Here is an 11,974-nt window from a genome sequence, read left to right as displayed (position 1 = left end):
CGGGTGGCTCGCAATGACGACGGATAAAGTTCGTTGCTTCCATGATCCCATCACTTCCCGCCTTCACCGACTACGAAGCATTCGGTCCCTTTCGCGCCGATCCGGCGCGATGGCTGCCGGTCGCGCGCGACATCGCGCGCAGCCACGATCTGGCTTGCGCCGCGCCGCATATCTTTGCCGCCGGCACCAATCTCGTCCTTGGCCTCGATGAAAAACTCATCCTGAAGGTCTTCCCGCCGTTTCTTCGCGGCCAGTTCGAGTCGGAACGAAGCACGCTCGCGCAGCTTAGCGGGCAGATTCGCATCCCGATTCCCGAAATCGTCGTCGAAGGGGAGCGCGACGGCTGGCCCTATCTCGTGATCACGCGGCTGCCGGGCGTGTTGGGCGCGGATGCATGGTCCGCCCTGCCGGAGCACGACAAGGAGCGTGTGCTTGCCGAAATCGGCGAGACCATCGCCGAGGTGCAGCGCGTTCCCGCCGGGTCGCTGGCGCGCATCGAACCGGGCTGGGATGTCTTCATGCGCGGGCAGATCGCGGGATGCCGCGCCAGGCATGCGCGCCTTGGATTGCCGGCAAAGTTTCTCGATGGAATAGACGAACTGCTGCGCGATACCGCGGCGTCGTTGATTGCGCTCGATGGGCCGCCGGTGATCCTGACCGGCGAATACATCCCGGAGAATTTCCTCCTGAGCCGCGGCGGCGCGGGTTGGCGGCTCGCAGGCCTGATCGATTTCGGCGATGTGATGACGGGCAGGGGCGAATATGACTTGCTGGGTCCGAGCGCCTTCCTGACATCAGGCATGCCGCGGCGGGTGCGTAGTCTGTTCGAGGGGGTCGGCTATTCGGCCGCTGACATCACGCCCGACCTGAAGCGGCGGCTGATGGCCTTGATGCTGCTGCATCGCTTCGGCGACCCCGGCCGGCAGATCTGTATCGAGGGTTGGCAGCAGAGGGCTGCCAATCTCGGCGAATTGCAGGATCTGCTCTGGCCGATCTGAGTGACGCCCAGTAATGGAGCGTTGGAAATATCTGCTCAATCAATGGGCAAATACGCCGCTTTGTATGCAATTTGCCAGTCTGCCGCACCCCTTCGCAAGCATCGGTGTCACCGAAAATATCAAACCAGATCAATCGAGTAGCGCTCCAATAAGCTTCCGTTAAGGGTTGGCACAAACCTTGCGATTGCAGCTCCAAAGGCCGTTTCCCTCTGGCGTCTGGAGCATCACCATGAAGCGTCGCGACTTCCTCAAATCCGTATCGGGGCTGGCGGCCGCCGGCGCGCTGACGCCGGCACCGGCGATCTGGTCCGCCGCCAAGGCGGATGCGCGGTCGGAGACGCTGCTGATCGTATCGGAGAGCGGGCCCAACAATCTCGACATCCACGGCGTCGGCACCAACGTACCGGGCTATGAGGTGTCGTGGAATTGCTACGACCGGCTGATCACCCACGAAATGAAGACCGGTCCGGGCGGCGTGCCGTATTACGACCGCGACAAGTTCAAGCCCGAACTCGCCGAGGACATGAATGTCGGCGACATGTCGGTGACCTTCAAATTGAAGAAGAATGCGACCTTCCACGACGGCGCGCCTGTCACCGCCAGGGACGTCAAATGGTCGCTCGATCGCGCGGTCAGCGTCGGCGGCTTCCCGACCTTCCAGATGGGGGCGGGCTCGCTGACCAGTACCGAGCAATTCGTCATCGTCGATGACCACACGGTGCGGGTCGATTTCGCCAAGAAGGATCGCCTTACGCTTCCCGATCTCGCGGTCATCGTGCCCTGCGTCGTCAATTCGGAACTGGTGAAGAAGCATGCCAGCGAGAAGGACCCGTGGGGTCTTGAATACACCAAGCAGCAGACCGCGGGCTCCGGCGCCTACAAGGTGACCAAGTGGACGGCCGGCACCGAAGTCGTCATGGAGCGCAACGACGCCTGGGCCGGCGGCCCGCTGCCGAAGGTCAAGCGCGTGATCTGGCGCATGGTGCCGCAGGCCGGCAACCGCCGCGCGCTGCTGGAGCGCGGCGACGCCGACATCTCCTACGACCTGCCGAACAAGGATTTCGTCGAGCTGAAGGACAGCGGCAAGCTCAATATCGTCTCGGTGCCGTATTCCAACGGCGTCCAGTATATCGGCATGAACGTCAAGATCGCGCCGTTCGACAACATCAAGGTCCGCGAAGCCGTTGCCTGCGCGATTCCCTACCAGAAGATCATGGATGCGGTGCTGTTCGGCCTCGCCAAGCCGATGTTCGGCGCCGCCGCCGACAAGGCGACCGAGGTGGCCTGGCCGCAGCCGACCAAATACGTCACCGACATCGCCAGGGCCAAGGCGCTGCTCGCGGAGGCCGGCTATCCCAACGGCTTCGAGACCACGCTGTCGTTCGACCTCGGCTTTGCCGGCGTCAACGAGCCGCTATGCGTGCTGGTGCAGGAGAGCCTCGCGCAGATCGGCATCAAGACCACGATCAACAAGATCCCCGGCGCCAACTGGCGCACCGAGCTGAACAAGAAGGTGCTGCCGCTCTACACCAACGTGTTCTCCGGCTGGCTGGATTATCCCGAGTACTTCTTCATCTGGTGCTACGACGGCAAGAACTCGATCTTCAACACCATGAGCTACCAGTCCAGGGAGATGGACGGCTTCATCAGCGGCGCGGTCGACGCGGCCGCGGTCGGCAACACCGCGAAGTACGATACCGACGTGAAAGGCTTCGTCGATCTCGCCTTCAAGGACATCCCGCGCATCCCGCTGTATCAGCCCTACGTCAACGTCGCGATGCAGAAGAACGTCTCGGGCTACCAATACTGGTTCCACCGCAGGCTCGATTACCGCGCGCTGGTGAAGGCGTGATGCGCCATGCTGACCATGATCGGCAAGCGGCTGATGTTTGCGATCCCGTCGCTGATCGGGGTCGTCATCGTCACCTTCCTCCTCACCCGCGCGCTGCCCGGCGATCCCGCGGCCTATTTCGCCGGGCCCGCAGCAAGCAAGGAAGCCATCGAGCAGATCCGAAAGAAACTCGGCTTCGACAAGCCGCTGGTCGAGCAGTTCTTCCGCTACACCAACGATCTCGCGCACGGCGATTTCGGGACGTCGCTGACCACCGGCCAGCCGGTCGCGACCGAAATCCGTAACCGCCTGCCGGCCTCCGCCGAGCTGACGCTGCTCGGTCTCGTCATTTCGATCGCGATCGCAATCCCGCTCGGTGTGCTCGCCGCGACGCGGCCGGGCTCATGGATTGACCATCTCTGCCGCGTCACCACGACCGCCGGCGTGTCGCTGCCGGTGTTCTTCACTGGACTGGTGCTGGTCTATGTCTTCTATTTCAGGCTCGGCTGGTCGCCGGCGCCGCTCGGCCGGCTCGATGTGTTCTACAGCGCGCCGGCCCATGTCACCGGCTTCTACCTGATCGACGCGCTGATCGCGCGTGACTTCGAGGCGTTTCGTTCCGCGCTCAGCCAGTTGATCCTGCCCGCTGCGACGCTCGCGATCTTCTCGCTGGCACCGATCGCGCGCATGACGCGGGCCTCGATGCTGGCGGTGCTGGCGTCCGACTTCGTGCGCACCGCGCGCGCCTCGGGACTGTCGCCCACGACCGTGATCGTCACCTACGCGTTTCGCAACGCGATGCTGCCGGTCATCACCACGCTCAGCATGGTGTTCTCGTTCCTGCTCGGCGCCAATGTGCTGGTCGAAAAAGTGTTCGCCTGGCCCGGCATCGGCTCCTACGCGGTGGAAGCCTTGATCTCGTCGGACTTCGCGCCGGTGCAGGGTTTTGTGCTGACCATGGCGGTCATGTACGTGCTGCTCAATCTCGTCATCGACATTCTCTACGGCGTGATCGATCCGCGCGTGCGGCTGGAAGGGTGAGGTTGGAACATGAGTAGCGTTGCGCCTGCCGTCGAACCCACTGCGCCCGCGCGGACCTCGGGACTTTCAGCGATGTTCGAGCATACGCGTTACGTGCTCGGCGAGAACCGCGTCACGGCCTTTGCCTTCGGCCTTCTGGTCGTCATCCTGTTCGCCGCGATCTTCGGCCCCTACATCGTGCCCCACGATCCGCTTGCGAGCGATACCGCGTCGGCGCTGAAGCCGCCGTCCGCCGCCCACTGGTTCGGCACCGACCAGCTTGGCCGCGATATCTTCAGCCGCGTCGTCGTCGCGACCCGCCTCGATGCCTTCATCGCCATCGCCTCCGTCGTGCTGGTGTTCCTGATGGGCGGGCTCGCGGGCATCGCCGCCGGCTATTTCGGCGGCTGGACCGACCGCATCGTCGGCCGCATCGCCGACACCATCATGGCGTTTCCGCTGTTCGTGCTGGCGATGGGCATCGTGGCGGCGCTCGGCAACACCGTGCAGAACATCATCATCGCGACCGCGATCGTGAACTTCCCGCTTTATGCGCGCGTCGCCCGCGCCGAGGCCAATGTCCGCCGCAACGCCGGCTTCGTGCAGGCGGCGCGGCTGTCCGGCAATGGCGAACTCCGTATCCTGCTGGTGCACATCCTGCCCAACATCATGCCGATCATGATCGTGCAGATGTCGCTGACCATGGGTTACGCCATCCTGAATGCCGCCGGACTTTCGTTCATCGGGCTTGGCGTGCGGCCGCCGACGGCGGAATGGGGCATCATGGTCGCGGAGGGCGCGACCTTCATGGTGTCAGGCGAATGGTGGATCGCGCTGTTCCCGGGCCTGGCGCTGATGATCGCGGTGTTCTGCTTCAACCTGCTCGGCGACGGCCTGCGCGACATCGTCGATCCGCAGCGGAGGACGTGATGGGCTTTGCTCCTCCCGGCCCCCGCAAAGGGAATACGACAGGAGTGCTGACCATTCTACTTTGCATGGGGTTGTTTTCGAGATTTTTGCGGAGACGGTCATGACGGCGCAGCCCCTGCTCGACGTCAACGACCTCACCGTCGAATTCACCACGCGCCGCGGCATCGTCAAGGCGGTGCAGCACGTCAACATAACAGTGGCCAAGGGCGAGACGCTCGGCATCGTCGGGGAATCCGGTTCCGGCAAGTCGGTGACTTCCTATGCCGTGATGCGCATCCTCGACCGGGCGGGGCGGATCGCCGAGGGCTCGGTGATGTTCTCCGGCATCGACGTCAAGGCCGCGACCGAGAACGAGATGCGCGACCTGCGCGGCCGCGAAATTTCGATGATCTTCCAGAACCCGCGCGCCGCGCTGAATCCCATTCGCAAGGTCGGCGACCAGATCGAGGACGTGCTGCGCCAGCATGTGCAGAGCGCGGCCAGCGACCGCGGCGAGAAGGCGATCGAGGCGCTGGAGCAGGTCAGGATCGCGCGTCCGCGCGAGCGCTATCACGCCTATCCGTTCGAACTCTCCGGCGGCATGTGCCAGCGCGTCGTGATCGCGCTGGCGCTGGCCTGCAACCCGCAGCTTCTGATCGCGGACGAGCCGACCACCGGCCTCGACGTCACCACCCAGAAGGCGGTGATGGACCTGATCGTGGAGCTGACCAGGCGCCGGCATATGTCGACCATCCTGATCACGCACGACCTCGGCCTCGCCGCCGCCTATTGCGACCGCGTGGTGGTGATGGAGAAGGGCAGGGTGGTTGAAACAGCCAAGTCCGCGGATATCTTCGCCAGCCCCGAGCACCCCTACACGCGAAAGCTGATGCGTGCGACGCCGCGGATCGGCGTGTCGCTGCGGGATCTCCTGCCGGAGGAGGACGTTTTAGCTTCGGCCCGTCCGTCAGCCGTCAAGCCCGGGGGTGACGATCTCGCAAAACCCCTTCTCACCGTCGAAAAGCTCGTCAAGGAATATCCGCGCCAGGGCGCGAGTGCGGTGCTGACAAAGCTGTTCTCGCGCAGGCCGCCGGTGGAAGCCGAAATGTTCCGCGCCGTCGACGGCATCAGCTTCACGGTCGGCCATGGCGAGAGCGTCGGCCTCGTCGGCGAGTCCGGCTGCGGCAAGTCGACGACGTCGATGATGGTGATGCGGCTGCTCGACCAGACCTCCGGCCGCATCGCGTTCGACGGCGAGGAGATCGGTGCCATCATGCCGCAGGCCTTTGCGCGGCTGCCGCAGCGCAAGAGCATCCAGATGGTGTTCCAGGACCCGACCGACAGCCTCAACCCGCGCTTCACCGCCGCGCGCGCCATAGCCGATCCAATTCTGCAACTCGGCGACATCAGGGGGCGCGACGCGCTGCGCGCCCGCTGCGAGGAACTTGCCGGGCTGGTTGGCCTGCCTGTCAATCTGCTCGATCGCTTCCCGCATCAGCTCTCCGGCGGCCAGAAGGCCCGCGTCGGCATCGCGCGCGCGATGGCGCTGCATCCAAAGCTCGTGATCCTGGACGAGCCGACCGCGGCGCTCGACGTCTCCGTGCAGGCGGTCGTGCTCAATCTGCTGCAGGACCTCAAGGCGTCGATGGGCATGAGCTATTTGTTCGTGTCGCACGATTTGAACGTGGTGCGTTTGTTGTGCGATCGTGTCATCGTGATGCGGGCGGGACGAATCGTCGAGCAAGGCTCGGCGGAAAGCGTGCTCGGCGATCCGCAGGACGCCTACACAAAGGAATTGCTGACGGCGATCCCGCATCCGCCGTTGCCGGTTCACTAGGAGAGAGTGGGAGCGAAATGGCCGCCGATCATCTGGATGGTTACATCGATGCCGTCGCGCAGGCGCTGGCGCTGCCGGTCGAGGAAGCCTGGCGTCCCGTCGTGCGTGCGAACCTCGAGGTGTCCCTGAGGCTGGCGCGGCTGGTCGATGAATTCCCGCTGCCGGACGAGACCGAGCCGGCCAGCATCTACACCGCTTGATAGCCATGACCGTAAAATCAGACGGACTGTCGGCCCGACAGATCGCGCAAGCGGTAACCGACCGCAAGCTCTCCGCGCTCGACGCGACGGAGGCGGCGCTGGCGCGGATCGCCAAACATGATTCCGTGCTGAATTCCTTCACCGACGTCACCACGGATCGCGCCCGCGCCGCCGCCAGGACGATCGACGCGAAGATCGCGGCCGGCGAGAGGGTCGGCCCGCTCGCCGGCGTGCCCTTTGCGGTGAAGAACCTGTTCGACGTGAAAGGTCTCGCCACCCGCGCCGGATCGAAGATCAACCGCGACCTGGCTCCGGCTTCGCGCGACGCCGCGCTGATCGAGCGGATGGAGGCGGCCGGCGCCGTGCTGGTCGGCGCGCTCAACATGGGCGAGTACGCCTATGATTTCACCGGCGAGAACGTGCATGACGGCCCGTCGCGCAATCCGCACGATCCGACGCGGATGACCGGCGGCTCCTCCGGCGGCTCGGGCAGCGCGGTCGGCGGCGCGCTGGTTCCGATCGCGCTGGGGTCCGACACCAACGGGTCGATCCGGGTGCCGTCGTCGTTCTGCGGCACCTTCGGCCTGAAGCCGACCTATGGCCGGCTGTCGCGGGCGCGTTCGTTCCCGTTCGTTGCGAGCCTCGATCATCTCGGCCCGCTCGCGCGCAGCGTCGGCGATCTCGCGCTGGCCTATGACGCCATGCAGGGGCCGGATGCCGACGACAGGGCCTGCTCGACGCGGCCGGCCGAACCGGTCGCGTCGCTGCTGTCGAAAGGCATCGACGGCCTGCGGGTGGCGGTGGCCGGCGGCTATTTCCAGCAGAACGTCTTTCCCGAGGCGGTCGAAGCGGTATCGCGCGTCGCGAAAGCGCTTCATGCCACGGCAACCGTCGAACTTCCCGAAGCCGCGCGCGCCCGCGCCGCGGCCTACGTGATCACGACCACCGAAGGCGCATCGCTGCATCTCGACCGCCTGCGCAAGCGCCCGAACGATTTCGATCCGGCGGTGCGCGACCGCCTGATCGCCGGCGCGATGGTGCCGGCGCCGCTGGTCGATCGCGCGCAGAAATTCCGCCGCTGGTACCGCGAAAAGGTATTGGAGCTGTTCAAGACGGTCGATGTCATCATCGCGCCGGCCACGCCCTGCATCGCGCCCAAACTGGGCCAGGTCAATTTCGTGCTCGACGGCGTCGAGCTGCCGGTGCGCGCCAATATCGGCATCCACACCCAGCCGATCTCGTTCATCGGCCTGCCGGTCGTGGCCGTGCCGGTGCCGCTGGAGCCGATGCCGATCGGCGTGCAGATCATCGCGGCACCCTGGCGGGAAGATATCGCGCTGCGGGTCGCCCATGCGCTGGAACAGATCGGCGTCGCGGCAGCGCCCGCGCCGAGAGGAATATGACGATGGAAATCGATCTTCCCGACGTGCTCGCCGAAGTGACGGCGCAGTTCGCGCGCTATGAAACGGCATTGGTGTCGAACGACGTCGCGGTGCTCGACGAGCTGTTCCGCAACGATCCCCGCACGCTGCGCTATGGCATCGGTGAAAATCTCTATGGCTACGACGCCATCATGGCATTCCGCGCCGCGCGCTCGCCGGTCGGATTGATGCGCAAAACCGATAAGACCGTGATCACGACCTATGGCCACGATACCGCGGTCGCTTCGACGCTGTTCTATCGCGACACGCTGCCCGGCAAGGTCGGGCGCCAGATGCAGACCTGGATACGGTTTCCCGAAGGATGGAAGATCGTTGCCGCGCATGTCAGCATCATCAATGAGCCGCAGGGTCCAGCGTCATGAGCCTTGACGACCATCGCGCTCGAACGCCGCCCGGCGCGGAGGCCGCGGTTCGGCGTGTCGATCGGTCCTCGCCGTTGCGCGAAAAGGTCACGCGCGCGGAGGAATTGCGGCTGCAGCTTGCCGACGAGATCGTGCGCGGCGTGCTGCCGCCGGGATCGCCGCTCGACGAGACCGACATCGCGCGGCGCTTTTCGGTCTCGCGCACGCCGGTGCGCGAGGCGCTGCGCCAGTTGGTGGCGAGCGGACTGGTCGAGGCCCGCGCCCATCGCGGCGCCGTGGTGGCGCAGCCCTCGCTGGATCGTTTGACGGAGATGTTCGAAGCAATGGCCGAGCTCGAAGCCCTGTGCGCCGGGCTTGCCGCCGAGCGGATGCCGCCGGCGGAACGCCAGAAGCTCGAGGCGATCCATGACGAGCTGCGCGTGCTGAGCCATGCCGGCAATCCCGAGCGCTTTCACGCCGTCAACGAACGCTTCCACAACGCGATCTATGCCGGCTCGCAGAACGGCTACATCGCCGAGATGACGCTGGCGACGCGGGTGCGCGTGCAGCCGTTCCGCCGCGCCCAGTTCCGCAATCTCGGCCGTCTCGCCAAGTCGCACGCCGAGCACGACCGCGTCGTCGTCGCCATCATGCGCGGCGACAAGGCCGGCGCGGCGGCGGCGATGCGCGCCCATATCGAACTGGTGCGCGGGGAGTACGAGATTTACGCGGTGTCGGTGTGAGGGGCGAATGGCGAGCAGGGAGTGGCGAATAGTGGGATGAGGTCTTTTCTATTCGCCACTCCCTACTCGCCCCTAAGCCTTCTCCGCCATGAACGCGCGCCAGCCGCCGTAGGCCGAAATGTCGCGCGCGCCCTGGATCGCTACGGGCTCGACCACAAACCCCTTCACGCCTCTTCCATCCGCGAGTCTCACGGTGCCGATCCCGAGCGGCGGCGGGATCGCGGCGACGAATTTGCCGAAGGCGGCGGCCGACAATGCCCATAGCTCCAGCTTGATCGCGCTTCCGCCGCCTGCGTCGACGCGAAGCATGCCGGGTTTCGGCGGCGTGGTGTCGAGCGCGTAGAGCTTGTAGTCCGGCGCGGTCTCGGTCGCCTCGATGAGGCGGGCGCCGAGCGCCTGTAACTCGCCATTGAGCGCCATGCCCGAGAGATGCGCGCCGACCACGGCGAGCGTGATCTCGTCGCCGTTAGTTGCCGCCGGCAGCGATGCGAGCGGCGGCTGGGTCACGCCCCTGGCCCCCACTTTCAACCCGGTGTCGGCATGAAACACCCGTCCCATGCTGGCGAGCCGCGCGTCGCAGCCGGCGGGCGCCAGCAGCGTGATGCCGAACGGGATGCCGTCTTCGCGCATCGTAGCCGGCAGCGCGAGACCGCAGAGGTCGAGCAGGTTAGCGAAATTGGTGTAGGTGCCGAGCCTAGAGTTGAGCTCGATCGGATTGGCGAGCACCTGCGCGGTGGTATAGGCGGTTGGCGCCGTCGGCAGCACCATCGCGTCGAAATTTGCAAATGTTCGCTCGGCGACGCGGCGCAGCGACTGCAGGCGATAGAGCGACGCAAACGTGTCGGCGGCGGTCAGCCGCGCGCCGCCCGCCGTGATCTCGCGCGTCACCGGATGGATCGCGTCAGGCGCGGATGCCAGGAGATCGCGGATCACGAGGTATCGCTCGGCGACCCACGGGCCCTCGTAGAGCAGCCGTGCCGTCTCGTAAAACGGTTCGAGGTCGAATTCGACCAGCGCGGCGCCGATCTGCGTCCAGCGCTTGAGCGCTTCGTCATAGGCTTTTTCTGAAGCGCGATCGCCGAAGAAGATCAATTGGCCGTTGCGGGGCACGCCGAGCCGAAGCTTCTCGGGAAACGCCGATAGCGCGCCGAGCGGGCGGTCGCGAGAATAGGGATCGGCGCTGTCGGGCCCCGCTATCGCCGTCAGCGCGGTCATGGCGTCGTCGACGGTGAGCGAGAACACGGAGATGCAGTCGAGCGTCCGGCACGCCGGCACCAGACCGGCGCTGGAGATCAGCCCGAGGCTCGGCTTCAGCCCGACGATGTTGTTGAGCATCGCCGGCACCCGGCCGCTGCCCGCCGTATCAGTGCCGAGCGCTAGCGGCACCAGACCGGCAGACACCGCGACCGCCGAGCCCGAACTCGATCCGCCCGGCACGAGATCGCCCCGGACCGGATTGACCGGAATGCCGTAGGGCGAGCGCACGCCGACGAGGCCGGTCGCGAACTGGTCGAGATTGGTCTTGCCGATGATGATGGCCCCCGCCGCCCGCAGTTTTGCGACCGCCGTCGAATCCTGCGCCGGCGAATAGGAGAAAGCCGGGCAGGCGGCCGTCGTCGCCGTACCCTTCGCGTCGATATTGTCCTTCACCGCCACGGGAACGCCGAACAGCGGCAGCGCGTGCGCATCCCTCGAGGCCAGCGCCTCGGCCTCGGCGAGCGCATCCTTCTCGTCGCGCAGGCTGATGAAGATCGCGGGATCGTTGTGGTCGCGGATGCGCCGGTAGGAGCGGGCTACGGTCTCTGCCGGCGTGAGCGTGCCGGCGCGGTGCGCAGCGACGATGGCGGCAATGGTTTCAGGCGCGTCGGACCCCATGGCGGGCAAAACTCCAGCGAGCAAAGGTTGCCTGACTGAAGCAAGCGATGTGCCATTGTGTACAATGGGGAGGTCGCGCCAAGACTTCATGTTAGCGACGTAATTTCAGGTGCTTGGTGCGTGGCCGCGTGAGCTCACCGGCTTTGCGGCGCCCGGGCATGTGCACAAAAAGTAGGCGGTGAAGCCTTGAGCGAGGCGGCGTCCAAAATCACGTGAAAGCCGAGAGGATCCGCAGCAGCTTTTCGCGGTTCCCCTTGCCGATCTTCTCGGCCACATGGCGCTCGTGTTCGGCGGCGAGCTGCTTGAACTGCGCCAGCGCCTTCTTGCCGCGCGCCGTCAGGTGCAGGGCATGGGAGCGGCGGTCGGTGGCGGAGGGAATCCGGCTGACGAGGTCGCGATGTTCGAGGCTGTCGAGGAGGTGCACCAGGCGGGCGCGCTCGATCCCGAGCCGCTTGGCGACCGCCATCTGGCTCAGCCCCGGATTGGCGCCGATCACGGTCATCACCGAATACTGCGTCGGGCGAATATCGACGGCAGCGAGCGTGCGGATGAAGTCCTGAAAAATCCAGATCTGGAAGCGACGTACCGCATAGCCGGCATGGCCGGCCAGCGCGTCGAGGCCGATCTCGTCGTCGAGGCCGTCACCGCTGGTGACCGTCGGTTTCCGGCCGCGCGGCGGCCTCGCGCCTGTCAGCGATTTCCCCGTTCCGGTTGCCCGTGCATTCGCCGTCATGATGTTCCCTTCTAGCGCTTCTCCGACCCACGGGGAAGATTGTTG

Annotated in this window: 11 protein-coding genes; 9 read left to right on the top strand and 2 right to left on the bottom strand. The window is 65.6% G+C overall.

Going from position 1 to position 11,974, the window contains the following annotated elements:
• Positions 1-41: 41 nt before the first annotated feature.
• The 9 genes from V7E26_RS09900 to V7E26_RS09860 all read left to right on the top strand — a co-directional run bounded on the left by V7E26_RS09900 (position 42) and on the right by V7E26_RS09860 (position 9,321).
• A complete protein-coding gene (locus tag V7E26_RS09900; protein WP_324415269.1) occupies positions 42-998 on the top strand; it encodes an aminoglycoside phosphotransferase family protein in 957 nt (318 codons plus the stop codon).
• Positions 999-1,227: 229 nt separating this feature from the next.
• On the top strand, positions 1,228-2,850 hold the full coding sequence (locus V7E26_RS09895; protein WP_324415268.1) for an ABC transporter substrate-binding protein: 1,623 nt from the start codon (positions 1,228-1,230) through the stop codon (positions 2,848-2,850).
• A gap of 6 nt (positions 2,851-2,856) precedes the next feature.
• Positions 2,857-3,870, top strand: coding sequence for an ABC transporter permease (locus tag V7E26_RS09890; protein ID WP_324415267.1), 1,014 nt, complete (start codon positions 2,857-2,859; stop codon positions 3,868-3,870).
• Positions 3,871-3,879: 9 nt separating this feature from the next.
• Complete coding sequence (locus V7E26_RS09885) at positions 3,880-4,779, top strand: ABC transporter permease (RefSeq protein ID WP_324415266.1); 900 nt, start codon at positions 3,880-3,882, stop codon at positions 4,777-4,779.
• 100 nt (positions 4,780-4,879) lie between these two features.
• On the top strand, positions 4,880-6,595 hold the full coding sequence (locus tag V7E26_RS09880) for an ABC transporter ATP-binding protein (protein WP_324415265.1): 1,716 nt from the start codon (positions 4,880-4,882) through the stop codon (positions 6,593-6,595).
• Positions 6,596-6,612: 17 nt separating this feature from the next.
• Positions 6,613-6,795, top strand: a complete 183-nt coding sequence (locus V7E26_RS09875; RefSeq protein WP_324415264.1) for a DUF4089 domain-containing protein — start codon at positions 6,613-6,615, stop codon at positions 6,793-6,795.
• Positions 6,796-6,800: 5 nt separating this feature from the next.
• The gene (locus tag V7E26_RS09870; RefSeq protein WP_324415263.1) at positions 6,801-8,198 is read left to right on the top strand and encodes an AtzE family amidohydrolase; all 1,398 of its coding nucleotides are present in this window, start codon (positions 6,801-6,803) and stop codon (positions 8,196-8,198) included.
• Positions 8,199-8,200: 2 nt separating this feature from the next.
• Complete coding sequence (hpxZ, locus tag V7E26_RS09865; RefSeq protein ID WP_324415262.1) at positions 8,201-8,599, top strand: oxalurate catabolism protein HpxZ; 399 nt, start codon at positions 8,201-8,203, stop codon at positions 8,597-8,599.
• Positions 8,596-9,321, top strand: coding sequence for a GntR family transcriptional regulator (locus V7E26_RS09860; RefSeq protein WP_324415261.1), 726 nt, complete (start codon positions 8,596-8,598; stop codon positions 9,319-9,321). The genes hpxZ and V7E26_RS09860 overlap by 4 nt, the downstream gene beginning before the upstream one ends.
• Before the next feature lie 72 nt (positions 9,322-9,393).
• On the opposite strand, the gene atzF is transcribed toward V7E26_RS09860, so the two are convergent.
• Positions 9,394-11,196, bottom strand: coding sequence for an allophanate hydrolase (gene atzF, locus V7E26_RS09855; protein ID WP_324415260.1), 1,803 nt, complete (start codon positions 11,194-11,196; stop codon positions 9,394-9,396).
• Between the two features lie 208 nt (positions 11,197-11,404).
• Entirely contained in the window at positions 11,405-11,929 is a 525-nt protein-coding gene (locus tag V7E26_RS09850) for a MarR family winged helix-turn-helix transcriptional regulator (protein ID WP_324415259.1), read from the bottom strand.
• Positions 11,930-11,974 lie beyond the last annotated feature (45 nt).

Origin of the sequence: Bradyrhizobium sp., assembly GCF_036735945.1 — a bacterium.
Lineage (GTDB): Bacteria > Pseudomonadota > Alphaproteobacteria > Rhizobiales > Xanthobacteraceae > Bradyrhizobium.
Note: the sequence above shows the minus strand (reverse complement) of the source record. Positions and strands in the feature narration are given on the sequence as shown.